This is a genomic window from Pseudomonas alkylphenolica (genome assembly GCF_004025535.1).
In the GTDB taxonomy this organism is placed as follows: domain Bacteria; phylum Pseudomonadota; class Gammaproteobacteria; order Pseudomonadales; family Pseudomonadaceae; genus Aquipseudomonas; species Aquipseudomonas alkylphenolica_A.
Window position 1 is genome coordinate 101,475 of record NZ_QJRG01000039.1, and the last position, 24,358, is coordinate 125,832.

Below are 24,358 nucleotides of genomic sequence, written 5' to 3' on the forward strand. Positions count from 1 at the left end.
AGGCTGCTCAGGGCAGCAGCTCGGAGTCTCTGAACCACTGGCCTTGTTGATCCTTGGCCGACAATATTGGCGGCCCTTCAAGTGGCCAGTCGATAGCCAGGTCCGGATCATCCCAGCGAATGCAGCGTTCGGCTGACGGGTTGAAGTAAGTGGTGGTCTTGTACAGGAACTCGGCCCGGTCACTGAGCACCAGAAAACCATGGGCGAAGGTTTCAGGTACCCAGAGCTGGCGCCGGTTTGCTGCTGACAGGCGAAGGGCGATCCATTGCCCGAACGTGGCAGAGCTACGGCGCACATCGACAACCACATCCAGCACTTCGCCATGGGTGATGCGCACCAGTTTGGCCTGGGCGTTTTCGACCTGGTAGTGCAACCCCCGCAATACCCCGCGGTGCGACTCGGAGTGGTTGTCTTGCACAAAGTCGGTGGTTACACCGGTTTCCTGAGCAAAGGTGCGGGCATTGAAGCTCTCGTAGAACAGGCCTCGTGTGTCTTCAAATACCTTGGGTTCCAGAATCAATACACCGGGCAGACGGGTCGGAATGACGTTCATGGCTGTGCTTCCCACAGTGTGAAGTGGGCTTCCCTGGGTTATGCAATCAGATCGCTGAAGCCGCTGGCGCCAAGGCGTTGGCCTTGATAGCTGCCATCTTGTACGCGCTGGCACCACTCCTGGTTGTCGAGGTACCACTGCACGGTTTTGCGCAGGCCGGATGCGAACGTTTCTTCGGGAACCCAGCCCAGCTCACGCTCGATCTTGCCGGCGTCGATGGCGTAGCGCTGGTCGTGGCCGGGGCGGTCCTGCACGAAGGTGATCAGGTCTGCGTAGTGTTCAACGCCTTGCGGACGGTTGGGGGCCAGTTCTTCAAGCAGCGCGCAGATGCTGCGTACCACATCGATGTTCTTCTGCTCGTTGTGCCCGCCAATGTTGTACGTCTCGCCTACTGTACCTTCGGTGACTACCTTGAGCAGGGCGCGGGCATGGTCCTCGACGAACAACCAGTCGCGCACCTGCAGGCCGTTGCCATACACAGGCAGTGGCTTGCCCGCCAGGGCATTGAGAATCACCAGGGGAATCAGCTTCTCCGGGAAATGGAAGGGGCCGTAGTTGTTCGAGCAGTTGGTGAGCAGCACCGGCAGGCCATAAGTGCGTTGCCAGGCGCGCACCAGGTGGTCGGACGCAGCCTTGCTTGCCGAATACGGCGAACTTGGCGCATACGGGGTGGCTTCCGTGAAAAGGTCATCGACGCCATGCAGGTCGCCATACACCTCGTCGGTGGAGATGTGGTGGAAGCGGAACGTCGCACGCTCCTCGTCTGGCAGGGTGAGCCAATAGGCACGGGTCGCTTCAAGTAAAGCGTAGGTGCCGACGATGTTGGTTTGAATGAACTGCGCCGGGCCGTCAATCGAGCGGTCGACATGAGACTCGGCAGCCAGGTGCATGATGGCGTGGGGCTGGAACCGCCGCAGCACTGCGCTGACATTCGCCTGGTCAGCAATGTCGGCCTGGACGAACTCGTAGCGGGTATCGGTAGCAATGCTGGTCAACGACTCCAGATTGCCGGCATAGGTCAGTTTGTCGAGGTTGAGTACCTCGTGTGCGGTCGAGTTGATCAGGTGACGAATGAGCGCCGAGCCGATGAAACCGGCTCCGCCGGTAATGAGAATGCGCATGTCCAATAACCTTTCGTGAAGCTGGCGATGTTCAACTCAAGCCTAGCTTGCGGGCAGTCTTCAGCAGAGGCGCAAGGAAAAAAATTGCCCCGCCCAGGCCGCCCGGTGCGGCATGACCTTGTTGCTCATCGCTTTTTTCCTGCCGTGCTTGCTTCTCAGCAAAAGCAGTGGCGATATAAGCAACAAAAAAATGAGGTCCATCATGCCGCTCAGTACCTTGATCCACCGCTCCAGCCAACCCTGCCCCGATGTAAGCGAAACGCAAGCCCGGCGGGTGTTGCAGGAGCAGTATGGGCTCAGTGGTTCATTGCAGCCATTGGGCAGCCAGCAAGACCTGAACTTTCGCGTCGACAGTCCTCAAGGGCGCTATGTCCTGAAGATCTGCCATGGCAGCTATGCCGAAGTTGAGCTGGAAGCCCAGCACGCGGCTCTGCGCTACCTACGTGAGCGTGGCGTGCCGGTACCCGCGGTTATCAGTGCAGGCTCCGGCGCACAGTTGCTGGCGCTGGAAGTAGACGGGCAGGCCCTGCGCGTGCGCTTGCTCGAATACATCGAGGGCCAGTCGCTGACCCGTTTGAAGTACATGGCGCCGGAACTGATTGCCGAATTGGGCAGGCTGTGCGCGCGGGTTGACCAGGCCTTGGCCGAATTCAGTCACCCAGGCCTTGAACGCACGCTGCAATGGGACCCGCGTCATGCCCCGGCCTTGACCGCCCACCTGTTGCCAGTGCTGGCCGACGGGCCACGCAAAACGCAGTTGCTGGCGGCCACAGGCCAGGCAGAAGCGCGCTTGCAACCCCTGCTCAGCCAGCTGCCGATGCAGGCGGTGCACCTGGACATCACCGACGACAATGCCGTGTGGCAACGCGACGAGCAGCGTGAGTGGCAGTTGCAGGGTGTCATCGACTTTGGTGACCTGGTGCATACCTGGCGGATTGCCGACCTGTCGGTGACCTGCGCAGCGTTGCTGCACCATGCCGAGGGCGACCCGCTGCGCATCCTGCCTGCGGTGCAGGCCTACCATGCACTCAACCCGCTGACGACGAACGAGCTCAAAGCGCTCTGGCCGTTGATCGTCGCCCGGGCTGGCGTGCTGGTGCTCAGCAGCGAGCAGCAACTGAGCGTCGATCCGGGCAACCAGTACATTCGTGACAACCTGAAACATGAGTGGGAGATTTTCGACGTCGCCAACAGTGTGCCGTTCGAACTGATGGAAGCGGCGATCTTGCAGGTCACCGGCCACGCGCTGCCTGATTTCACGCTGCAAGGCAGTGCGCCGCTGTTGCCGGGCCTGCAGGCCGATGCAGTGACGCCCGTGAACCTGGGGGTGTTGAGTGAGCTGTTCCAGGCCGGCAACTGGGAGCAGCCGGGTATCGACCAGCAATTGCTGCGTGAGCACGCGGGCGAGCAGGGTGCTGCCTGCTCCCTGTATGCGCAGTACCGACTGTCGAAGACCCACATCGACAACCCGCAAGAGCCGCAGACCTTTGCTTTGCACGTAGAACTGCAGGTGCCTGCGAACTCGGCGCTGCAAGCCCCGTGGGCGGGCGTCTGGCAGCAGACCGCAGAGGGCGCCGGTTGCTTGCAGGGCGAGCAATGCAGCCTCTGGCTGCGTGGGCTGGTCGACACGCCGGAGTCAGGCGCGCAACTCGCTCAGGGCCAGCGCCTGGGGCACAGTGCGGGGCTGTTGAGCATCCAGCTGTGCCGTGTTCCGGGGCTGTGCCCGCCCGCTTTCGTCGTGCCGTCCCGGGCGGCGGCCTGGCAGGCCGTGTGCCCGTCGCCACAGGCGATACTGGGGTTCGCCTGCGAGGCCGAGCCGCTGGTTGACGCCGCGCAGTTGCTGGCGCGCCGTGATGCCAGCTTTGCCCGCTCGCAGAAACACTACTACCAGCAGCCGCCGCATATCGAGCGTGGCTGGCGCAACTACCTGATCGACATGCAGGGGCGTTCTTACCTGGACATGCTCAACAACGTCGCGGTACTCGGCCACGGTCATCCACGCATGGTGCAGGAGTCGGCGCGGCAATGGTCGCTGCTCAACACCAACTCGCGCTTTCACTACGCGGCGATTGCCGAGTTTTCCGAGCGCCTGCTGGCGCTGGCCCCCGAAGGCATGGACCGGGTATATCTGGTCAACAGCGGAACTGAAGCCAACGACCTGGCGATCCGCCTGGCCTGGGCCTACAGCGGTGGCCGCGACATGCTCAGCGTGCTGGAGGCTTATCACGGCTGGTCGGTGGCTACCGATGCGATCTCCACCTCGATTGCCGACAACCCCCAGGCACTGAGTACCCGGCCCGAGTGGGTGCATCCGGTTGTTGCGCCCAACACCTACCGTGGCGCCTACCGCGGCGACGACACCTGTGCCGACTACATGCGCGATGTCGACGACAAGCTGGATGCGCTGGCGGCTGAACAGCGCCAGCTGGCCGGGTTCATCTGCGAACCGGTGTACGGCAACGCCGGCGGTATTTCCCTGCCAACGGGCTACCTGCAACAGGTCTATGGCAAGGTGCGGGCGGCCGGCGGTGTGTGCATCGCCGATGAGGTACAGGTCGGCTACGGCCGGCTGGGTGAGTACTTCTGGGGCTTCGAGCAACAAGGTGTGATGCCGGACATCATCACCATGGCCAAGGGCATGGGCAACGGTCAGCCGTTGGGTGCGGTCATCACCCGCCGGGAAATCGCCGAGGCGCTGGAGGCGGAAGGCTACTTCTTCTCGTCCGCCGGCGGCAGCCCGGTCAGTTGCCGGATCGGCATGGCGGTGCTCGATGTAATGGATGAAGAGGGCTTGTGGGACAACACCCGTGATGTCGGCAGGCACTTCAAAGCGCGCCTGCAGGCATTGGTCGATAAACATCCGTTAGCCGGTGCGGTGCATGGCTCTGGCTTCTACCTGGGCCTGGAACTGGTCCGCGACCGCAGCACGCTGGAGCCGGCCACTGAAGAAACCACCTACCTGTGCAATCGCCTGCGCGACCTGGGGATCTTCATGCAGCCTACCGGCGACTACCTGAACATCCTCAAGATCAAGCCGCCGATGTGCACCACGCGTGAAAGCGTGGACTACTTCGTCGACAGCATCGACCGGGTGTTGTCAGAAACGCTCTAACGCGTAGATTGAACGTCGCTTAAATCGATTATTATCGGTTTAAGCGGCTTTTTTATACCTGAATATTTTTGTGTGCTACTTTTAAAGCAGATATTTATCGGATATAAAGCTGTGTATAACACCTGTACTCGAGGCGCTCAATGAGACCGAAGAAGGTGTGCTGGAATCCTGATCATTCAATGACCTCGACGCCGTGTCTGATGCCTGCGTCGAGCCTTGCAAAGGTTTACTCATGAAAACGCTGAACAGCACTCCACGCGCCGACGGCTTCTACATGCCGGCCGAATGGGCACCGCAAACCCAGGTCTGGATGGTCTGGCCCGAGCGCCCGGACAACTGGCGCCTGGGCGGCAAGCCGGTACAGGCTGCCCACGTGACGCTGGCCAAGGCCATCGCCCGTTTCCAGCCGGTCACCGTGGCCGTTTCGGCCGCGCAGTACGACAACGCACGCGCCCGTCTGGACGTGCCGAACGTGCGCGTGGTGGAAATCAGCAACGACGACGCCTGGGTGCGCGACACCGGCCCGACCTTCGTCATCAACAACAGCGGCGAAGTCCGTGGTGTTGACTGGGGCTTCAATGCCTGGGGTGGTTTCGAAGGCGGTTTGTACGCACCGTGGAACCGTGACGAGCAAGTAGCCAGCAAGGTCCTCGAGATGGAGCGCTGCGCGCGTTACCACACCGAAGGCTTTGTGCTTGAAGGTGGCTCGATCCACGTCGACGGCGAAGGCACCCTGATTACCACCGAAGAGTGCCTGCTCAACCACAACCGCAACCCGCACCTGAACCGTGAGCAGATCGAAGAGGTGCTGCGCGAGCACCTGGCGGTCGAGACCATCATCTGGCTGCCGGACGGCCTGTACAACGACGAGACCGATGGCCACGTCGACAACTTCTGCTGTTACGTCAGCCCGGGTGAAGTGTTACTGGCCTGGACAGATGATCCCCAAGACCCCAACTACGCGCGCTGCCACGCCGCACTGGAGGTCTTGCAGAACAGCCGCGACGCCAAAGGCCGCACCTTTACGGTGCATAAAATGCCGATTCCGGGGCCGCTGTACGCCACTGAAGAAGAGTGCGCCGGTGTTGATCCTGTGGCCGGTAGCCAGGAGCGCAACCCGTCGGTTCGCCTGGCCGGGTCCTACGTCAACTTCCTGATCGTCAATGGCGGCATCATTGCGCCAAGCTTTGACGACCCGGCAGATGCCCAAGCTAGAGCGATTCTGGCGCGTGTATTCCCGGAACATGAAGTGGTGATGATCCCGGGTCGCGAGATGCTGTTGGGTGGCGGCAACATCCACTGCCTGACCCAGCAACAGCCGGCGCCATTCAAAGGTTGAATGTAAGCCAATAAAAAACCCGTCTCCGGACGGGTTTTTTTATGCGCGGGCGACAATCGGCAGCTGCAATGGCACACCTCTTGTATTTGTTTTGCATTGTATTTCAAGCAGATAGAACAGCGATGTTCTGTCACAAAGTATGAGTAGGTTAGCCGCTCACGGCCCAGGGAGTACGTGTCGAAATGAATGCAGTAAGTGAGCCGGCTTCGCCCTCATCATCCATCAACCACGAGTCGCTGCAACGTGTGGCACAGTGGTTGAAAAACCATGGAAGCGCCCGGGTCAGGCAGACCAAACACCGACGCACACTGCTGGAACGCTACCCGGCGGGGCTGATCACCGATGCAGAGCTTGAGGCCTTGCTGGGTGACAGCGCAGGCTGAGTGACGCGCTGGCTGCACAAATAGAAAGGGGCGGCACTGCTTGCGCAGTGGCCGCCCCTTTTGCTTGTGCCAGGATCAGAAACTGTAGGTGCCGGTAACCACCAGGCTACGCGGGTCGCCGAACTGGATCTGCGCAGCGCTGGTCGCTGAACTGTAGTAGGTCTTGTCGGCAATGTTGTTCAAGGCGGCACGCAGGTCCCAGTCCTTGGTACGGTAGCCAGCCAGGGCGTCCCAACGGCCATAACCAGGCAGCAGGGCAGTGTTCTGGTTGTCGGCATAGCGCTCGCCGACCAGGGTCAGGCCGGTTTCGCCGTACCAGCCCATTTCAGGCTTCCAGGTAATAAACAGGCTGCCATTGCGCTTGGCCACGTTGCTGACGCGATTGCCTTCCTGGCCGTTGTTGTCTTCAACAATGGTTGCATCCTGAATGCCGATGCCGCCGCGCATGTACCAGTTGCCAACGATATTGCCCATGGCCGTTAACTCCACGCCGCGCGAGCGCTGCAAGCCGGTAAGCACGGTGACACCCGGGTCATTCGGGTCGCTGGTGCGGCGGTTATAGAGCTCCAGCTCATACACGGCGAGGGTGGTGCTCAGGCGTTCGTCGAACCAGTCGCTCTTGATCCCGACCTCTTTCTGGCGGGTTTCTTCAGGGCTGGTTTCGTTGGTGTTACCGGCAGCGCCCGGAGTGATACCGATCAGGCCACCGCCCACCGGCGAGAAGGTTTTGCTCCAGGAGGCGTAGAAGGAATGCTCTTTCCACGGCGAATAGACCACGCCCAGACGCGGGCTGGTGCTGTTGCTGTCCTGCTTTTCTGAAATGTTCCTGAGCTTGTTGGTGGTCTCGACATCGAACTGGTCGAAGCGCACACCGGCCAGTACCTGCCACTGATCGTTCAGGCGCAGCTGGTCCTGGATGTAAAGGCCACGGCTATCGACCACGGTGTGGTTGTTGCTGGACGGCACCATCAGGCCATTGTGCTGCAGGTGGCGGTTGGGGTTGTTCAGGTCCAGGCTCGGTACTGGCTGGGCACCGGCCCCTCGGGTCGCGGCGGTGTAGAGCAGCGGGTCACGGCGCTGGTTGCCGAACTCAAGGCCGGTGAGCAGGGTGTGTTGCAGGCCGAAGGTGTCGATGTTGCCTTCCAGCTCAAGGGTGTTGAACAGGTTGCGGGTGTTCAGGTCCTGCTGCCAGCGCTGGCGGGTGACCTGATTGGTGCTGGCGTTGTAGCCAGTCTGATAGGTGTTGTCGAAATCGCTGTTGAGCTTGAACAGGCCCAGGGTGTGGCGTACCTGCCAGTTTTCACTGAGTTGGAAGTTCAGCCGCGAGCGCAGCGATTGCGCCTTGTCGTCGATGAAGTCGCGCTGGGTGTCGCCATAAGTGGTGCCACGGTCAACATCCGCCGGGCGCCCGTTGACGCTGGGAATGCCACGGTCGGGTGTACGGTTGTAGCGGCTGTATTCGTACTGCACCAGCCAGTTGAGCTCCGGGGTCAGTTGCCAGCTCATCGACGGGGCGAACAACTGACGGCTGCCGTCGATGCCATCGCGAAAGCTGTTGTTATCCTGGTTGCCCATGTTCAGGCGCAGGCTGATGTTCTCGGTCGGGTCGGCACTGAGGTCGGCGTACAGGCTGCGCAGGTCTTCGCTGCCGCCCTGGGCTTCAATGCTTGAGCGGCGGCCGGGTTCCGGCATCTTGCTCACGCGGTTGACGATGCCGCCCTGGCTGCCGCGGCCATACAGCACCGCCGCCGGGCCCTTGAGCACCTCGACCCGCTCAATGTTGTGCAGGTCGCGCACGTACTGGCTGTCGTCGCGAATACCGTCCAGATAGAAGTCGTTGCTGGCATCGAAGCCGCGAATCCGCACGCTGTCAAAGCGGGTGTCGGCGCCGCTGCTGACGTTGGGGATACCGCTCAGTGCCTTGCCCAGATCGTTGGTGCCATAGTCCAGCACATTGCTGGTCTTCACCGAGTCGATGGCCTGGGGAACATAGCGGGCCGGGGTGGCCGTGCGCGTGGCGGTGGTCACCTCTTTGACGCGCGGGTCATCCTGTTCGCGGTCGCTTTGGGCCGTTACCGACACTTCAGGCAGGGTGGTAGTGGCCGCCAGGGCAAGGCCGGAACTGAGGAACAGGGAAACACCCAGGGACAAGGGCGAAAGACGGCAGGGGGCAGGCATGCAAGAACATCCGAGGGGGTTGGCGTGTTAGACGAAAGTCGTACCGGGATTTTTGCGCGGATGATAATGCTTTGCATTTACTTGTGTTAATTGTTTATGTTGCCCTCGGTTGAATTAATGTTTCTGAATGTTTCGCGTTTAATGCATTGATTTGGATCCATTTTTACCCGGCTTTGGTGCGCAAAAAATGTAGGAATCCTCCCTTAACGGCTGCAGATCACGTCAATAGTCGCCACTTTTTCACGTTTTTTTGACACGACGATCCGCGCGCGGATAGGATTCGAACAACGCCTGTAGGCCCACCAGCCAAGAGTCCAAAATAAAAGGCCCGCTGCGATCATTCGCATGCGGGCTTTTTATTTTCTGACCCGCGAGCGTCAACCCACGCAGGGGGCGTGGTTCTGGCGTCGGCTGCAGAGCGTATTTGACTAGGTAATAAGGAAAATAAAATGTTGAAAACCAGGATCAGCCTGATCGCGCTGGGGCTAATGGCAGCGACTCAGGCCATGGCCAATGACCAGGCCGCGTCGAAGGGCTTCGTAGAAGACAGCAGCGCAAACCTGCTGCTGCGTAACGCCTTCATCAACCGTGACAAGAAGCACGACACCAACGATCAGTCCGAATGGGGCCAGGCCTTCATCGGCAAGTTCTCCTCCGGCTTCACCCAGGGCACCGTTGGTGTGGGCGTAGACGCGTTTGGTCTGTACGCAGTGCGTTTGGACGGTGGTAAAGGCCGCAATGGCGGCGGCGGTATCGACTTCTTCAAACCGGCCGATGGCGACTCGCCGACCAACCAGCAGAACTCCCCGCACAACCTGGCTCGTGGCGGCGCCGCAGTCAAATTCCGCGTCTCCAACACCGTGTTGAAATACGGCGACCAGATGCCGGAACTGCCGGTTCTGCAATACGACGACGCGCGCCTGCTGCCAGAGAGCTACACCGGTACACTGATCACCTCCAAGGAGATCCAGGGCCTGGAACTGAATGCTGGCCGTTTCACCCAGGAAGCGCGTAAAAGTGCTGAAGGCCGTGACAGCGGTGGCCTGAAGTCGATCAACGTACTGGGCGGCAGCTACAAGTTCACCGAAAACCTGTCGGCTTCGGTGTACGGCTCGGATGTTGAAGACGTCCTGAAAAAGTACTACCTGGGCGTCAACTACGTTCATCCGCTGGCGGATGACCAGTCCCTGACCCTGGACTTCAACGGCTACAAGTCGGACATCGACAAGAAGTATGTCGCTGAAGCCGACCTTACCGGCGACTCCAACACCATCTGGAGCCTGGCGGCCACTTACGCCTTCGGCCCGCACTCGATCACCCTGGCTCACCAGCGCAGCACCGGCTCCACTGGTTACCAGTACGGCTTCTACCAGAACGCTGGCGGTGTCGGTGACGGTGGCTCGACCATCTACCTGGCCAACTCCTACTGGTCTGACTTCAACGCCGAAGACGAGCGTTCCTGGCAGATCGGCTACGGCCTGGACTTCGGCGCCTTCGGCGTACCGGGTCTGAAGTACAACATCGCTTACGTGCGTGGTGACAACATCAACACCCACGGTTTCGGTGAAGGTAAAGAGCGCGAAATCTTCAACCAGCTCAAGTACGTGGTTCAAGACGGCCCTGCCAAGGACCTGTCGGTCAAACTGCGTGGCTCGTTCCTGCGTACGTCTGAAAGCGTTCGCCAGAACGGCTACAACGATGACGGCAACGAAGTACGTGTGTTCATCGAGTACCCGATCAGCATCCTCTGATAGCTGTTTGGTGTTACTGACAACCCCGGCCTAGGCCGGGGTTGTTTGTTTCTGGGGCAGGGCGCGCTTGACCGCCGGCGCCTCACCGGTATCCGGTTCGAAGCTGTCGCTGCGGGCCATCCGCCACATCCGTGCATAGAACTCGCTGTCGATCGAGCCGCTGAGCAACTCACCGGGCTTGAGGAATACGTGCAGTTGGGAAAACAGACGGATCTCACTGGCGCTGATACGCCGTACCAGGTGTTTGGGCTTGAGCTGGGACGGGTGATCCAGGCCCGCGGCGGCGAGCATCTCGGCCAGTGCATGCAGGGTGTTGCGGTGAAAACTGTAGACCCGCTCGGCCTTGTCCGGCACCACCAGGGCGCGCTGGCGCAGTGGGTCCTGGGTGGCCACGCCGGTCGGGCACTTGTTGGTATGGCAGCTCTGTGACTGGATGCAGCCAATGGCAAACATGAAGCCCCGTGCCGAGTTCACCCAGTCCGCGCCGATGGCCAGTACGCTGGCGATGTCGAAGGCACTGACAATCTTGCCGCCGGCACCGATGCGCACCTTGTCGCGCAGGTTCAGGCCGACCAGGGTGTTGTGCACGAACATCAGGCCTTCGCGCATCGGCACGCCGATGTTGTCGCTGAATTCACGTGGTGCGGCGCCTGTCCCGCCTTCCTTGCCATCGACCACGATGAAATCGGGAACGATGCCGGTCTCCAGCATGGCCTTGGCGATGCCCATGAACTCCCACGGATGCCCCAGGCAGAACTTGAAGCCGACCGGCTTGCCCCCAGACAGCATGCGCAACTGGGCGATGAATTCCAGCAGTTCGAGCGGCGTGCGGAAGGCGCTGTGCGCCGCCGGTGAGATGCAGTCTTCGCCGACCGTCACGCCACGGGTGGCGGCAATCTCGGCACTGACCTTGTGCCCGGGCAGAATCCCGCCATGCCCGGGTTTTGCACCCTGGCTCAGCTTGATTTCGATCATCTTCACCTGCGGGTCGCGAGCCTGCTCGGCGAAGCGTTTGGGGTCGAAGCGGCCGTCACTGGTGCGACAGCCGAAATAACCACTGCCGATTTCCCAGATCAGGTCGCCGCCGTGTTCGCGGTGGTAGGGGCTGATGCTGCCTTCCCCGGTGTCATGGGCGAAGCGACCGCGTTTGGCGCCCTGGTTGAGTGCAGCAATGGCGTTGGCACTGAGGGCGCCGAAGCTCATCGCCGAGATGTTGAAGATCGATGCCGAGTAGGGTTGGCGGCACTGCGGGCCACCAATGGCGATGCGAAACGAGGCGGGGTCTGGGGTGTCTGCCGGCAGCATCGAATGGCTGATGAACTCGAAGCCCGGGCGGTAGACGTCATTGAGCGTGCCGAAGGCTTTTTCCGCGCTTTCATTCTTGGCGCGTGCGTACACCAGCGAGCGCTGGGCACGGGAGAAGGGCAGCTTGTCGTCATCGCCCTCCAGCAGGTACTGGCGAATTTCCGGGCGGATGGTTTCGATCAGGTAACGGATATTGCCCAGGATCGGGTAGTTGCGTCGCACTGCGTGGTGGCTTTGTCGAAGGTCATTGAGCCCCACCAGGCTGAGCAGGGTGCTGATCAGGGTGAAGGGCCAGAGCCAGGCGTGGCTCGACAGGTAGTTCAGGCTGATACCGGTAAAGAGCAGACAGCCGACCAGACAGGCGTAACGGCTGGGAAGCGAAGCTTTCATGAATCTTCCGCTGACATAAGAGATTCGCCCTAGGATAGGGTAAGCGTGCGCGCGGAAAACCCGTGAAATCGGTAAAAGACTTTTATCCCCGACGTGCTTGCAAAGGCGCGTTGCAGCGCGTTAGTTCGCTGTTGACTGAACCCAACTCCGGCAGTTGCATAACAGCCGCTCGGCAGCCCCGTGTTACAAGGCTTCTCCCGTAATTTTCAAGTGAATCCGCACGATGTCCGCACCGCGCACCGAAAACGCCGGGCAGGGGTTCGGCCTGCTCTGCCTGGCCAGCTACCTGCTGTCGTTGTCCTATGGCTCGACCTTTTTACTGTCACTGCTGGTCAGTAGCCGGGGCGGCAATGAGCAGGACGCCGGCCAGATCATTTCCCTGGCGATGCTCAGCACTGTGGTTGCAGTGCTCGGCAGCGGGCATCTGGCCGATCGCCTGGGGTCGGCCAGGGCCATCGCGCTTTCTGCGTTGTGTCTGGTTGGCGCCTGCCTGGGCTTTGCCCTGGTGCCCGGCACTGGCGGAGGGTTGATGCTGTGTGGCCTGGTTCTGGGGCTGGGGTGGGGCGCGTTCTATACCCTGGGGCCGATTCTGGTGGCCGAACGGGTCGATGCGCAGCGCCGCACCCACAGCTTTGCCCTGCTCTCGGGCAGCATGATGAGCGGTATCGGTTCCGGGCCCTTGGTGGGCAAGCTGGCCAGCTTCTTCGCCCTGCCTGTACAAACGGCGTTCTACACGGCGGCATTGGCTGCATTGATCGGTTTGGTGATATTCAACCACCTGGCACGCCAGCAGCGTCCGGCGAGCAGCCGGGTCAGCATCAGCCGTCGGGCAAGCATCCTGGTGCTGGGCTCGAAAGCACGCTGGCCGATTCTCATGGTGGGCCTGGGCGGCGCCATCTTTGGCGGTCTGGGCAGTTTTCAAACGTCTTATGCCGCCGGTCGTGGGCTGGACTACTCGCTGTTTTTCATCGGCTTCATGAGTGCTGCGATCAGCTGCCGTCTGCTGATCGCCGGCTGGGTGGTCAAGTGCGATGCTTATCGCGCCTCCTGCCTGCTTTCGGGGTTTATCGTGCTGGCGGTCGTGGCTTTGGGTTGGCAGGTGCAGGGTAATCTCGGCTACCTGCTGGCTGCAGCACTGCTGGGTGTGGGTTACGGCTTGAACTACTCGGTGATCAACGGCCTGGCCGCCAATCAGGCACCGCTCGGGCACACGCCGCAGGCGCTGTTGCTGTTCAGCCTGTCGTACTTCCTTGGTGTGTTCGGCTTTCCCTGGCTGGCCGGGCACCTGATCGTCAGTGGCGGCACCGAAGCAATGATGGTCTGTTTGCTGGTGGTCGCCCTGCTCAACTGGGCAATCAGCCTGAGTCGACTGCTGGGGCGCCGATTGGGGAAAACCAGTGGAATTATTGATCCTGGTTAATAGTTGTACAAAAAACACTCCCTAGAATGGTCGCTTCGCACCCTTACAGGGGGATTTGGCATGACGATTATCGTGACCGGCGCCGCCGGGTTTATCGGTAGTAACCTGGTTCAGGCCCTTAATCAGCGCAACGAAACCGACATCATCGCCGTCGACGACCTGACCGATGGCGACAAATTCAGCAACCTTGCCGACAGTGACATCGCTGACTACCTGGACAAGGATGATTTTCTTGACCGCTTCAGTCGCGGCCAGTTCGGCAAAGTGCGCGCCGTGTTGCACCAGGGCGCCTGCTCAAGCACCGTCGAAGGCGACGGGCGCTTCATGATGGACAACAACTACCGCTTCAGCCGCGACCTGCTCGATGCCGCCCAAGGCCTGCAGGTACCGATGCTTTATGCGTCGTCGGCGGCGGTGTACGGCGCCGGGCAGGACTTTCGCGAACAGCGCGAATGCGAGCGTCCGCTGAATGTCTACGGCTACTCCAAGTTTCTGTTTGACCAGCGTGTGCGCCGGCAGCTGCCGGTGGCGCGCAGCCAGATCGTTGGCCTGCGTTACTTCAACGTCTACGGGCCTCACGAGCAGCACAAAGGTGCCATGGCTTCCGTGGCCCTGCATTGCTTCAATCAGTACCAGGCCCATGGCAAGGTCAGCCTGTTTGGCAGTTATGGCGACTACCCCAGCGGCGGGCACCTGCGTGATTTTGTCTCGGTTGAGGACGTGGTCAAGGTCAACCTGTTCTTCCTTGACCGCCCGCGGTTGAGCGGCATTTTCAATGTGGGCAGCGGCCGGGCCCAGCCCTTCAACGATGTCGCCCTGGCGGTGATCAACCGCCTGCGTGAACAGCAGGGCCAGCCCCCGCTGTCACTGGAAATGGCCTTGCTCGAAGGTATTCTGGAATACAGTGAATTCCCTGATCACTTGCGTGGCAAGTATCAGTGCTATACCTGCGCCGACCTTGAGCGCTTGCGCGCTGCAGGTTTCATGGCACCAACACTGACAGTCGAGCAAGGCGTTGCCCGCTACTGCGACTGGTTGCAGGGAATACAAAGCCCGCCACCTGCTCCGTTCAAGCAAGCGGCGGCCGCTTAATTTTTATGCAGGGCTTTCACATCGCTCTTGGCTGAGGTCTCGCGCAGGTACTCCTCCAGCGAGTCATCCATGGCCTTCAGCCAGCGCGTGTGGTGGGGCACCGCTGCCGTCCCGGTAATCACCGAGCGGTAAGACTTGTCGCGGTAGCCCATGATGTCCTGCTTCTTGTCCGTCTTCCATTTCAGGAAGATGCGGTTTACTGCATCGATATCGAAGCGTGGATAGTCGGTCTGCTCGATCAGGTGCGCGATGTAACGCCCCTGGAACTCATACATCGATGCAGTGGTTTCCAGCGCTTCTTCTTGCGCGCGCCATTGGGCGTTGTCAGCCTGCATGTCGGCAGTAGTGGGCAGCGTGATGCGCCCGAACATGTAGTCGCGGGCAAACCAGGCCTGTGCGTCGAACAGGTTGAAGCTGTACCAGAGGTCCTGCATGCCGAGGTAGATTAGCTGCGGGTTGTGCTCCCAGATCACGCCCTGATACAGCCCCAGCGGCCACAGACGGTTGTCGGTCTTGAGCGTCAGCTCGTCCGGCAGGAAGGGGAAGTGATGCTGGTAACCGGTGCACAGAATGATCGCATCGATGCGCTTGCTGGAGCCGTCGGCGAAAAACGCCATGTCGCCTTCCACCCGCTGCAGTTGCGGGCGCTCTTCCCAGCCCTTTGGCCATTTGTAGCCCATCGGCTGGGTGCGATAAGCGCTGGTGATTGAGCGGGCACCGTACTTGAAGCATTGCGAGCCGATGTCTTCGGCCGAATAGCTGCTGCCCACGATCAGCACGTCCTTGCCCTTGAACTCCATCGCCTCGCGGAAATCGTGTGCGTGCAGAATGCGCCCGGAGAAGCGCTCGAAGCCTTCAAAATCCGGCACGTTGGGCGTAGAGAAATGCCCGCTGGCCACCACCACATAATCGAACACCTGCTCGATGCCTTCACCGCGTGCATAGTCGTAGGCATTGACCGTGAAGGTGCGGCTGGCCTCATCGAAGCGTACGGCTTTTACCGCCGTATTGAAGCGAATGTAATCGCGCACACCGGCTTTGATCACCCGGCCCTGAATGTAATCCCAGAGCACCTCGCGTGGGGGATAAGACGAGATCGGCCGGCCGAAATGTTCATCGAAACTGTAGTCGGCGAACTCCAGGCATTCTTTCGGCCCGTTCGACCACAGGTAGCGGTACATACTGCCGTGCACCGGCTCGCCGTGCTGATCCAGCCCGGTGCGCCAGGTGTAGTTCCACATCCCGCCCCAGTCGGCCTGCTTCTCGAAACACACCACCTCGGGCATGGCTGCGCCCTGGGCGTGAGCGGATTGAAAGGCACGCAGTTGCGCCAGGCCAGAGGGGCCCGCGCCGATAATGGCAACACGAATAGTCATAAGATTTCCTGACAGAAAACACTGAAAAAAGGCAAAGCGTCTCCAGCCCTGAACGGCAGAGCCGAGGGCGATGGAAAGCGAAGAACTTCAGGTGTCAGCGGGCAGGCGGAGGGACGGGTCGCTTGCGCTTATGCGCGAGAAGGATGTCGCGGGGTGGAATCGACAGCGTGTGGAACAGTGTCGAGAGGGGCGAGTGTGTGCTGGGCCCGATCGTCTTGCCGAACAGTGCGGCAAACGGGCCTTGGGGGCGAAAGATACGTGTGGTCTCGTTCATGACGGGCTGATTCTGCCTCTTTTGGTTATGGATGCCTTTTTAGCTATAACGGATGGGGGGTGGGATTACAAGGTTCACTGCTCCCTGTGGGGTAACAGTCTACGGCGCACCTGATAACGGTAGGAGCGAATTTATCCGCGAAAGTCGAAAGTGCGACACCAAACCGGGCCTGCTACGCAGTCCATCGCGGATGAATCCGCTCCTACAGGATTGCACTGACTTGCGAAGACACAAACCTGCGATCAAGCGCGCGGTGTTTTCCAGGCGAAAACAAAAAAGGCCCACCTTTCGGTGAGCCTCTTTTCTACTGCGTATGGTGCCGGCACCAGGAATCGAACCCGGGACCTACTGATTACAAGTCAGTTGCTCTACCATCTGAGCTATACCGGCACAGGGGCGTCATTATAGCGATCAGTTTGCGTCTGTAAACTACTTCTGCAATTTTCCTTTCAAGGCCCGAATTCAGCGGCTTTCCGGTAGTGATTTCTGCGATTCAGCCAAGAGGAAGAGGGCGCTCGCCTTGGTTTTTGAAGGCGACAAAAATAATTTACAACGCTTTCCGTCGCCTTTAAGGGCTTTCTCCTGAATCCATCCTGAAGGACGCGAGTTTTTATTAGTTATTTTCTATCGCTTTGACTTTGGCGATGCCTTGAGCTAATTTAGTGTCCATTATGTTGAACACTAAAGCGTTTCCGCTCTTCACCTCCCGCCTGGTTTCCCGTGAACGTCACTGGACCGGCGATCTGTAGCGCCTCCCCCGACAAACAGTCTTTCTTCTCTTTTTGTCTGTAGCCGACGCCGCGAGTGCGTTCGGATTGTGTCGCCCGTGGGAGGGCATCATGCGTTCCTGGATCTATCTGTTCATTGCCATCACCGCTGAGGTGATCGGTACCGCGTCGATGAAATTCGCCGCCACACATCACCCGATTCTTGGTCATGGCTTGATGTATGCCCTGATCGGCCTGTCGTATTTCTTCCTCGCCCTGGCGGTCAAGCGGGTGCCGGTAGGTGTTGCCTACGCGCTGTGGGAAGGTATCGGTATCGTCTTCATCACCCTGATCAGTGTCACTTGGCTGGGCGAAAGCCTGGGTCTGCTCAAGGCCGCAGGCCTGGGTGTGATGATCGCCGGTATCCTGCTGATCAAGTCGGGTACCCGCGCTGCACCTGCCCCGCGTAATACGGAGGCACTGCCATGCTAACCATGAACTGGATTCCCTTTGCCTGGCTGGGCCTGGCCATCGTGCTGGAAGTAATCGCCAACCTGTTGCTCAAGTACTCCGACGGCTTTCGCAAACGTGCGCTGGGTATCGCCTCGATTCTCTGTGTGCTGGCGGCCTTTACCGCGCTGGCGCAGGCTGTTCGCGATATTGAACTGTCGCTGGCATATGCCATCTGGGGCGGCTTCGGCATTCTCGCCACAGTGGCCATGGGCTGGGCCTTGTTCGGTCAGCGTCTGGCCGGGCGGGGCTGGTTGGGCCTGGTGCTGTTGCTGGCGGGCATGAGCCTGTTGAAACTGGCCTGATCAACGCCCTTAGAGCCATTCGCTGGAAAGCTTATGCACAAGGCGCATGCCAGGTATGTAGCGCGTACATCGGACCAACGCTTGCCGTTGGTCTTTGCGCAAATGGCTGTTTTTGCTGGCCCTAAACGGCTGAACAAAAAGCAGCCAGTCGCATAAAGCGCTTGGATCCAAGGTTTTTCAGGGTTTTTTCAAAAGGTTTCCCACAGACTTATCCACAGGCTGCGCACAGTTGCGCGGCAAGCCTAGTGACGCTCTGCCAGGAGCATCAGGTTGCGTGGTGTCAGTGGTTGTTCGCAGAAGACACCCAACTGTAGCTGGTAACCCTGTTCCTGCAAGTACAAAGCGCGATCCAGTACCAGCCACAGTTCCAGCGGGCGACGGAACAGGTTGCGCAGCAGCTCAAGGTTGCGCACCTGCGCCAGGCGCTGCCAGCCCTTGGTCTGAAGGGCATCCCAGTCAGGCTGTTGATCGATGTGCAGGCCCTTGAGGGCGGCCAGCTCCCGGCAATAGTCGGCATAGGGCTTGTGCAGCCAGCTGACCGGCAATGACGGCGTCGGCAAGTACTCATCCTCGCCGCGCAGCTGGCGTTGCAGCAGATCGAACCCCAGGCGCCTGGCCATCGACTCGTCGCGCTGCCGACGCACCCGGGCGCCGGCGGTAACGGTTTCGCTCAGTGGCAGGCCGAGGTCATCAACCGACAACTGCAAGCCGGAGGCAATGGCCGCCGCAGACAGCGGTTGATACACCGGCGCCTGAATGCGGTTGTAGCAGCACGGCGCAATCGCCAACTGACGGCAGCCCTGCTGACTGGCCAGTTGCATCAGGCGCACATGCAGATCGCCGCAGGCATGCAGGGCCACGGCGGTATGTTCCGGGCCCAGTTGCTGTGCGGCGTCGCCAGCGAGGACATCCTGCAGGCGGTGTTCGGCGTCCAGTTGGTGATGCAGGCTGAGTTCGCGGCCGGCTGCGACCAGCGTCGGGTCGAACTCCAGGCAGGTCAGGCGTTGCCGGTCGGCCTGCAACAGGCGCCGGCCCAGGTGGCCTTTGCCTGAGCACCAGTCCAGCCAGTGCTGCGGCGTACGGGTAAAGCCCAGATGGCTGGCAAAAGCCTCGATCTGCTGCCACTTGCGCCCCGGTACATCCACATTCAGGCGATGGCTCGCGGGTGCCAGGGCAATGCTGGGCAGTTCGCCGACTTCAGACAGTTGCCCGGCCTGTTTCGCCAGCAGTGGAAAAGGCGCGGGTGCCCCCAGCTGTTCAGGATGGTTGTGCGCCGCTTCGGCCTGCTCCAGCGAACGTTGCCGCAACCAGCTGGACAGCGCCGGGTGATCGGCCTCCCAGGGGAGTTGTAGCTGGGTAAAAGGGCGTGGTCGCCATAGCGCCTGATGCTCGCGCACAAAACCGTCCAGGGCCTGGAAGCGGCTGAGCAGTTGGTCGTTGGTGAGCGGGCGTGGGGTGGTCATGGGCAGGTAGAAAAAACGGGGCTGTGATCAGCCCCGTTATACAGGATCAACGACCCTGACAGGCGTCGACGCGCAGCCAGCGTTCAAGTTGCTTGAACGCTTGCACCAGCAGGAACGAGATCACCAGGTAGAACAGGCCGGCGGCGAAGAAGATCTCCACGGGCAGGTAGGTGCGGGCGATGATCGTCCGCGCCATGCCGGTCAGTTCCAGCAGTGTCACGGTGCTCGCCAGGGCACTGGCCTTGAGCATGAGGATCACTTCGTTACTGTAGGCCGGCAGGCCGATCCGCGCAGCGCGAGGCAGCATGATGTAGAACAGCGCCTTGGCCCTGGACATGCCCAGGGCACGCGCGGCTTCGATTTCACCGCGAGGGATGGCTTGCAGCGCGCCACGCAGGATCTCGGCGATGTAGGCGGCCGTGTGCAGGGTCATGGTCAGCACGGTGCACCAGAACGGATCGCGCAAGTACGGCCAGAAGGCGCTATTGCGCACCGCATCGAACTGGGCCAGGCCGTAGTACACCAGAAAGAGCTGGACCAGCAGCGGCGTACCGCGGAAGAAGAAGATGTAGCCGAACGGCAGTGCCCGCACATACCAGTGGCGCGACGAGCGCGCGATACCCAGCGGAATGGCCAGGATCAGGCCGGCAATCACGGCGATGGTGACCAGTTCAAGGGTCAGCGTGGCACCTTGGGCCAGACGCGGCAGCCACTTGATGATGACTTCCCAGTTCATTGGTTAGGCCTCGCGAAGCCGCGTGCGGCACGTTTTTCCATGAAGTACATGCCGGTCATGGCCAGCACGGTCAGGCCCAGGTAGATGACGGCGGCGACCATATAGAAGGTGAAAGGCTGCTTGCTCACCGTCACGGCGATCTGCGAATGACGCATGATCTCTTCCAGGCCGATTACCGACACCAGCGCGGTGTCCTTCATCAGGATCATGAACAGGTTGCCCAGGCCCGGCAGGGCGATGCGCCACATCTGCGGCAAAATCAGCCTGGAGAAAATCCGCCCTTTGGACAGGCCCAGGGCCAGGCCCGCTTCGCGGTGGCCTTTGGGGATGGCGAGGATCGCGCCGCGGAAGACTTCCGTTGCATAGGCGCCAAAGCACAGGCCCAGGGCGATCACGCCCGCAGCAAAGGCGTTGAGCTCCAGGCCGGGAATATTCAGAGCTTCGCCAAGCCGGTTCATCAGGCTGACGGTGCCAAAGTAAATCAGCAGCACCCAGAGCAGTTCGGGCACGCCGCGAACCAGGGTGGAGTAGAAACCACCCAGCCATTGCAGGGGTTTGTACGGTGAAGTTTTCGCCAGGGCGCCAAGCAGCCCCAGTACCAGCCCCAGACACAGGGCCGACAACGCGAGTTTGACGGTCATCAGCGTTCCGGCCACCAAGGCCGGACCGAATCCGTAGAGATCAATATTCATGGGCAGGTTTGTTCAAGGGACCGGCATCGCCGAAAGGGCGATACCGGTCGGGGCGAATCAATAGATGCTGAACGGGAAGTACTTGTCGTTGATCTTCTTGTAGGTGCCGTCGGCAACGATTTCCTTCAGAGCGGCGTTCAGCTTGTTGCGCAGTTCGTTGTCACCTTTGCGCACAGCGATACCGACCTTGTCGCTTTCGTTCACCGGCTCGCCTTTGAACTCGTAGTTCTGGCCGGCAGCAGACTTGAGCCAGTCGTAGTTGGCGTATTTGTCGGCCAGCAGGGCGTCGACGCGGCCCGAGGTCAGGTCCAGGTAGGCGTTTTCCTGGGTGTCGTACAGGCTGACCTTGAAGTCGCCGTCCATGCCGCCGTTATCGTCCAGCCAGGTAGCGGCCTGGGTGGCGCGCTGGGTGCCGAGGGTCTTGCCCTTGAGCGAGGCTTTGTCGGTTTTGAAGTCGACTTTTTTCGGGGCGATGAACTGTTGCTTGTTCGAGTAGTACGGGTCGGTGAAGTCCACCGCCTGCTTGCGCTCGTCGGTAATTGACAGCGACGAGACGATGAAATCGAACTTCTTGGCGTTCAGCGCCGGGATGATACCGTCCCAGTCGGAGGTAACGACTTCGCACTCGACCTTCATCTTGGCGCACAGGGCATCACCGATGTCCTTGTCGAAACCGACGACATTGCCACTGGCGTCCTTGTTGTTGAACGGCGGGTAGGCCGCCTCGATGCCCATCTTCAGTTTTTCTGCAGCCATGGCATTGGCCGAAAACACCAGCGCGGCGGCAGCTGCCAGGAGGAATTTCTTATAGGTCTGCATGCGTGTTGCTCCGTTAGCGGTTGCTGGACATGAATTGTTTACAACGCGCCGAGTTCGGGTTTTCAAAAACCTGCTGCGGCGTTCCCTGCTCTTCGACCAGCCCTTGGTGCAGGAAGATGACTTCGCTGGACACCTGGCGGGCGAAGCCCATTTCGTGCGTAACCAGTAGCATGGTACGGCCTTCTTCGGCCAGGGCGCGGATAACGTTAAGCACTTCCTGGACCATTTCCGGGTCCAGCGCCGAGGTCGGCTCGTCAAACAGGATAACCTTGGGCTTCATGGCCAGGGTGCGGGCAATCGCGGCACGTTGCTGCTGGCCGCCGGACAATTCGGCCGGGTAGCTGTGGCGCTTGTTGTGAATGCCGACCTTGTTGAGCAGCGCTTCGGCATGCTCGATGGCTTCGGCCTTGCTCTGGCCGAGCACGCGACGTGGCGCCTCGATGATGTTGTCGAGGATGCTCATGTGCGGCCACAGGTTGAAATTCTGGAACACAAAGCCGATCTCGCTGCGCAGGCGATTGATCTGCTTGTTGTCGGCGGCCACCAGTTCGCCGTTTTTCGCGGCTTTGAGCCGCAGCTCTTCACCGGCGACCAGGATCTGGCCCTGGTGCGGGTTCTCCAGCAAGTTGATGCAGCGCAGCAGGGTGGACTTGCCGGAGCCGGAAGATCCCAGGATCGAGATCACATCGCCATCGCGAGCGGTCAGCGAGATGCCCTTGAGGATCTCCTGGTCGCCGTAGCGTTTGTGCAGGTCGCGGATTTCAAGCGCGGGCGTGGCCTCAGCCATGTGCGGTCCTCATGTGTTCTGGTGCTCTCCTGCTGTTGGCGGCCTTCTTGGCGAGCGCCAAGCTAGCATAGCGGCGGAATGACAGCCAACAACGTCGGGCGGGGCAAGCGGCTGCCGGAAGGGCGGGTGTCGCATCGTTGCAGCGGACTGTCGCGCGGATGACCACTTGCCCTCGTTTCCGGGGCCGGAGCCTTGATGAAAAAAGGCGCGATGGTGCCAGTTTTGGCCAGTGCTGGGAAGTCGTTTCTGACCTTGCGCAGCGCTTGGGCGGCTCATTGCGGCCGCTGGTTGCTCCTTCGGGTTGCTCCTTTTTTGCCCTTGACGTGTGCGTCAGGTGTTACCGGTGCCGGGTTTTGGTGCGCCTGGGTAATTGTAAGTGGGTATTTCGGTAATTGAACGTTTGCGCGTATTTTACAGGGGCTTTCGGTCAGGTTGTGGCCGAAAGGCCTGTAAGCCTTGTTTTACGAGGGCGTGAGATATTTCGAACGAACGGTCATCGTGCTGGCGCGGATATTGCGACCAAGATCGGCAACAGGATGTAGCAAAATTTTTATCCAAGGCGCGCCTCAGGTCGCAGGGTTAAAACGCAATTCTTGCAAAGGTAGTTTTATGAGCGGTACGCACAATTCCAATGACCTCGCTCAGGGGCTCAAACAACGGCATGTCACCATGCTGTCCATTGCTGGTGTGATCGGTGCCGGCCTGTTCGTAGGTTCCGGCCACGCCATTGCTGCAGCCGGCCCGGCCGTTCTGCTGGCCTACGCCGCTGCGGGTACCTTGGTGGTACTGGTAATGCGCATGCTCGGGGAGATGGCGGTCGCTTCGCCGGACACCGGGTCGTTCTCTACATACGCCGATAAAGCCATCGGTCACTGGGCCGGCTTTACCATCGGCTGGCTGTACTGGTGGTTCTGGGTACTGGTGATTCCGCTGGAGGCCAACGCCGCGGCGACCATCCTGCATGCCTGGTTCCCTGATGTGGCCATCTGGGTCTTTACCCTGGTCATCACCTTGCTGCTGACCGCGACCAACCTGTTTAGCGTGAAGAACTACGGTGAGTTCGAGTTCTGGTTCGCCCTGCTTAAAGTCGTCGCGATCATTGGCTTCATCATTCTCGGCCTGGCAGCAGTGTTCGGTTTCCTGCCTAACAGCCAGGTTAGCGGTGTCAGCCACCTGTTCGATACCCAGGGCTTCATGCCTAACGGCCTGGGCGCGGTGCTGGCGGCGATGCTGACCACCATGTTCTCGTTCATGGGTACCGAGATCGTCACCATTGCCGCTGCCGAATCCAAGGATCCGGGCAAGCAGATCTCGCGGGCCACCAACTCGGTGATCTGGCGGATCTTCCTGTTCTACCTCGTGTCGATCTTCCTGGTGGTGGCCCTGGTACCGTGGAACAGCAGCGAACTGGCTGAAGTCGGTTCCTACCAGACCGTGCTGAACCTGATGGGCGTTCCCAATGCCAAACTGATCGTCGACATCGTGGTGTTGATCGCGGTAACCAGCTGCCTGAACTCGGCGCTGTACACCTCCTCGCGCATGCTGTTCTCCCTGAGCAAGCGTGGTGATGCCCCGGCCGTGGCCCAGCGCACCACCTCCAGCGGTACCCCGTATGTAGCCGTGGTGCTGTCGACCGCCGCTGCGTTCCTGACAGTAATTGCCAACTATGTGGCGCCTGCCGCGGTGTTCGAGTTCCTGCTGGCCAGCTCCGGTGCCATTGCCCTGCTGGTGTACCTGGTGATTGCCGTGTCGCAACTGCGCATGCGCCGTCAGCGCATGGCCCGTGGCGAGAAGATTGCCTTCAAGATGTGGCTGTTCCCGGGCCTGACCTGGGCGACCATCGTCTTTATCGTCGGTATCCTGACCGTGATGCTGATCCGTCCGGATCACCGTATCGAAATCATTGCGACGGGCCTGCTGTCCATCGCCGTGGTGGCGGCGGGGCTGTTGGTAGCACGCAAGCGCAAGGCCGAAGTGGCTGGGCGTGTGGCGTTGAACAACTGATTCAGTGCCGCTGAAATGAAAAGGCCGCGATCTGTGAGGAT

General features: G+C 60.4%; 20 protein-coding genes and 1 tRNA gene. 9 read left to right on the forward strand and 12 right to left on the reverse strand.

Annotated features, from left to right (window positions below; translation table 11 throughout):
• Positions 1 to 7 precede the first annotated feature (7 nt).
• Genes rfbC through DM813_RS28425 form a run of 3 tightly spaced genes read right to left on the reverse strand, consistent with a single transcriptional unit; the run spans position 8 to position 1,900 of the window.
• Positions 8 to 553, reverse strand: a complete 546-nt coding sequence (gene rfbC, locus DM813_RS10235) for a dTDP-4-dehydrorhamnose 3,5-epimerase (protein WP_128323283.1) — start codon at positions 551 to 553, stop codon at positions 8 to 10.
• A 38-nt stretch (positions 554 to 591) separates the two neighbouring features.
• Positions 592 to 1,674 (reverse strand): dTDP-glucose 4,6-dehydratase, encoded by a 1,083-nt coding sequence (rfbB, locus tag DM813_RS10240; RefSeq protein ID WP_128323284.1) that lies wholly within the window; start codon positions 1,672 to 1,674, stop codon positions 592 to 594.
• A 31-nt stretch (positions 1,675 to 1,705) separates the two neighbouring features.
• Positions 1,706 to 1,900: a hypothetical protein gene (locus DM813_RS28425; protein ID WP_164897226.1), complete on the reverse strand. Its 195-nt coding sequence runs from the start codon at positions 1,898 to 1,900 to the stop codon at positions 1,706 to 1,708.
• Here DM813_RS28425 and DM813_RS10245 point away from each other — a divergent pair.
• The 3 genes from DM813_RS10245 (at position 1,850) to DM813_RS10255 (ending at position 6,508) form a co-directional block, all read left to right on the forward strand.
• Complete coding sequence (locus tag DM813_RS10245; RefSeq protein ID WP_128323418.1) at positions 1,850 to 4,786, forward strand: aminotransferase; 2,937 nt, start codon at positions 1,850 to 1,852, stop codon at positions 4,784 to 4,786. The two genes, DM813_RS28425 and DM813_RS10245, sit on opposite strands and share 51 nt — an antisense overlap.
• Positions 4,787 to 5,018: 232 nt before the next feature.
• Entirely contained in the window at positions 5,019 to 6,125 is a 1,107-nt protein-coding gene (aguA, locus tag DM813_RS10250; protein WP_128323285.1) for an agmatine deiminase, read from the forward strand.
• A 182-nt stretch (positions 6,126 to 6,307) separates the two neighbouring features.
• A complete protein-coding gene (locus DM813_RS10255) occupies positions 6,308 to 6,508 on the forward strand; it encodes a hypothetical protein (RefSeq protein ID WP_128323286.1) in 201 nt (66 codons plus the stop codon).
• 75 nt (positions 6,509 to 6,583) lie between these two features.
• On the opposite strand, the gene DM813_RS10260 is transcribed toward DM813_RS10255, so the two are convergent.
• Positions 6,584 to 8,686: a TonB-dependent receptor gene (locus DM813_RS10260; protein WP_128323287.1), complete on the reverse strand. Its 2,103-nt coding sequence runs from the start codon at positions 8,684 to 8,686 to the stop codon at positions 6,584 to 6,586.
• 449 nt (positions 8,687 to 9,135) lie between these two features.
• Here DM813_RS10260 and DM813_RS10265 point away from each other — a divergent pair, with 449 nt between their 5' ends.
• Positions 9,136 to 10,437, forward strand: coding sequence for an OprD family porin (locus DM813_RS10265; protein ID WP_128323288.1), 1,302 nt, complete (start codon positions 9,136 to 9,138; stop codon positions 10,435 to 10,437).
• Between the two features lie 30 nt (positions 10,438 to 10,467).
• On the opposite strand, the gene DM813_RS10270 is transcribed toward DM813_RS10265, so the two are convergent.
• Entirely contained in the window at positions 10,468 to 12,132 is a 1,665-nt protein-coding gene (locus DM813_RS10270) for an FMN-binding glutamate synthase family protein (RefSeq protein WP_128323289.1), read from the reverse strand.
• Positions 12,133 to 12,355: 223 nt separating this feature from the next.
• On the opposite strand from DM813_RS10270, the gene DM813_RS10275 reads away from it, so the two are divergent.
• Positions 12,356 to 13,552: an MFS transporter gene (locus tag DM813_RS10275; RefSeq protein WP_128323290.1), complete on the forward strand. Its 1,197-nt coding sequence runs from the start codon at positions 12,356 to 12,358 to the stop codon at positions 13,550 to 13,552.
• Positions 13,553 to 13,612: 60 nt separating this feature from the next.
• On the forward strand, positions 13,613 to 14,644 hold the full coding sequence (gene rfaD / locus DM813_RS10280; RefSeq protein ID WP_128323291.1) for an ADP-glyceromanno-heptose 6-epimerase: 1,032 nt from the start codon (positions 13,613 to 13,615) through the stop codon (positions 14,642 to 14,644).
• Here rfaD and DM813_RS10285 read toward each other — a convergent pair.
• A complete protein-coding gene (locus tag DM813_RS10285) occupies positions 14,641 to 16,020 on the reverse strand; it encodes an NAD(P)-binding domain-containing protein (protein ID WP_128323292.1) in 1,380 nt (459 codons plus the stop codon). The genes rfaD and DM813_RS10285 overlap by 4 nt on opposite strands.
• Before the next feature lie 588 nt (positions 16,021 to 16,608).
• Positions 16,609 to 16,684: transfer RNA gene (locus DM813_RS10290), tRNA-Thr, on the reverse strand.
• 449 nt (positions 16,685 to 17,133) lie between these two features.
• On the opposite strand from DM813_RS10290, the gene DM813_RS10295 reads away from it, so the two are divergent.
• Positions 17,134 to 17,493 carry an SMR family transporter gene (locus DM813_RS10295; protein WP_128323293.1) on the forward strand — a complete coding sequence of 120 codons (360 nt, stop codon included), beginning with the start codon at positions 17,134 to 17,136 and terminating at the stop codon, positions 17,491 to 17,493.
• Positions 17,487 to 17,816, forward strand: coding sequence for a multidrug/spermidine efflux SMR transporter subunit MdtI (gene mdtI, locus DM813_RS10300; RefSeq protein WP_128323294.1), 330 nt, complete (start codon positions 17,487 to 17,489; stop codon positions 17,814 to 17,816). The genes DM813_RS10295 and mdtI overlap by 7 nt, the downstream gene beginning before the upstream one ends.
• 242 nt (positions 17,817 to 18,058) lie before the next feature.
• On the opposite strand, the gene DM813_RS10305 is transcribed toward mdtI, so the two are convergent.
• Genes DM813_RS10305 through DM813_RS10325 form a run of 5 tightly spaced genes read right to left on the reverse strand, consistent with a single transcriptional unit; the run spans position 18,059 to position 22,313 of the window.
• Positions 18,059 to 19,279 carry a methyltransferase gene (locus tag DM813_RS10305; protein ID WP_128323295.1) on the reverse strand — a complete coding sequence of 407 codons (1,221 nt, stop codon included), beginning with the start codon at positions 19,277 to 19,279 and terminating at the stop codon, positions 18,059 to 18,061.
• A 46-nt stretch (positions 19,280 to 19,325) separates the two neighbouring features.
• Positions 19,326 to 20,015, reverse strand: coding sequence for an ABC transporter permease (locus DM813_RS10310; protein WP_128323296.1), 690 nt, complete (start codon positions 20,013 to 20,015; stop codon positions 19,326 to 19,328).
• On the reverse strand, positions 20,012 to 20,707 hold the full coding sequence (locus DM813_RS10315; RefSeq protein ID WP_128323297.1) for an ABC transporter permease: 696 nt from the start codon (positions 20,705 to 20,707) through the stop codon (positions 20,012 to 20,014). The genes DM813_RS10310 and DM813_RS10315 overlap by 4 nt, the downstream gene beginning before the upstream one ends.
• A 57-nt stretch (positions 20,708 to 20,764) precedes the next feature.
• The gene (locus tag DM813_RS10320) at positions 20,765 to 21,526 is read right to left on the reverse strand and encodes an ABC transporter substrate-binding protein (protein WP_128323298.1); all 762 of its coding nucleotides are present in this window, start codon (positions 21,524 to 21,526) and stop codon (positions 20,765 to 20,767) included.
• Between the two features lie 13 nt (positions 21,527 to 21,539).
• Entirely contained in the window at positions 21,540 to 22,313 is a 774-nt protein-coding gene (locus DM813_RS10325) for an ABC transporter ATP-binding protein (RefSeq protein ID WP_128323299.1), read from the reverse strand.
• A gap of 609 nt (positions 22,314 to 22,922) precedes the next feature.
• Between DM813_RS10325 and gabP the strand changes: the two genes are divergently transcribed.
• Complete coding sequence (gene gabP, locus DM813_RS10330; protein ID WP_128323300.1) at positions 22,923 to 24,317, forward strand: GABA permease; 1,395 nt, start codon at positions 22,923 to 22,925, stop codon at positions 24,315 to 24,317.
• The last annotated feature ends 41 nt before the right edge of the window (positions 24,318 to 24,358 follow it).

Excerpts from the sequence above, each read along its gene's own strand:
- DM813_RS10325 (WP_128323299.1), bottom strand. The coding sequence starts at position 22,313 with ATGGCTGAGGCCACGCCCGCGCTTGAAATCCGCGACCTGCACAAACGC.
- DM813_RS10305 (WP_128323295.1), bottom strand. The coding sequence starts at position 19,279 with ATGACCACCCCACGCCCGCTCACCAACGACCAACTGCTCAGCCGCTTC.
- DM813_RS10255 (WP_128323286.1), top strand. The coding sequence starts at position 6,308 with ATGAATGCAGTAAGTGAGCCGGCTTCGCCCTCATCATCCATCAACCAC.
- DM813_RS10260 (WP_128323287.1), bottom strand. The coding sequence starts at position 8,686 with ATGCCTGCCCCCTGCCGTCTTTCGCCCTTGTCCCTGGGTGTTTCCCTG.
- gabP (WP_128323300.1), top strand. The coding sequence starts at position 22,923 with ATGAGCGGTACGCACAATTCCAATGACCTCGCTCAGGGGCTCAAACAA.
- aguA (WP_128323285.1), top strand. The coding sequence starts at position 5,019 with ATGAAAACGCTGAACAGCACTCCACGCGCCGACGGCTTCTACATGCCG.
- DM813_RS10320 (WP_128323298.1), bottom strand. The coding sequence starts at position 21,526 with ATGCAGACCTATAAGAAATTCCTCCTGGCAGCTGCCGCCGCGCTGGTG.
- rfaD (WP_128323291.1), top strand. The coding sequence starts at position 13,613 with ATGACGATTATCGTGACCGGCGCCGCCGGGTTTATCGGTAGTAACCTG.
- rfbC (WP_128323283.1), bottom strand. The coding sequence starts at position 553 with ATGAACGTCATTCCGACCCGTCTGCCCGGTGTATTGATTCTGGAACCC.
- mdtI (WP_128323294.1), top strand. The coding sequence starts at position 17,487 with ATGCTAACCATGAACTGGATTCCCTTTGCCTGGCTGGGCCTGGCCATC.
- DM813_RS10265 (WP_128323288.1), top strand. The coding sequence starts at position 9,136 with ATGTTGAAAACCAGGATCAGCCTGATCGCGCTGGGGCTAATGGCAGCG.
- DM813_RS10285 (WP_128323292.1), bottom strand. The coding sequence starts at position 16,020 with ATGACTATTCGTGTTGCCATTATCGGCGCGGGCCCCTCTGGCCTGGCG.
- DM813_RS10295 (WP_128323293.1), top strand. The coding sequence starts at position 17,134 with ATGCGTTCCTGGATCTATCTGTTCATTGCCATCACCGCTGAGGTGATC.
- DM813_RS10270 (WP_128323289.1), bottom strand. The coding sequence starts at position 12,132 with ATGAAAGCTTCGCTTCCCAGCCGTTACGCCTGTCTGGTCGGCTGTCTG.
- DM813_RS10275 (WP_128323290.1), top strand. The coding sequence starts at position 12,356 with ATGTCCGCACCGCGCACCGAAAACGCCGGGCAGGGGTTCGGCCTGCTC.
- DM813_RS10315 (WP_128323297.1), bottom strand. The coding sequence starts at position 20,707 with ATGAATATTGATCTCTACGGATTCGGTCCGGCCTTGGTGGCCGGAACG.
- DM813_RS10310 (WP_128323296.1), bottom strand. The coding sequence starts at position 20,015 with ATGAACTGGGAAGTCATCATCAAGTGGCTGCCGCGTCTGGCCCAAGGT.
- rfbB (WP_128323284.1), bottom strand. The coding sequence starts at position 1,674 with ATGCGCATTCTCATTACCGGCGGAGCCGGTTTCATCGGCTCGGCGCTC.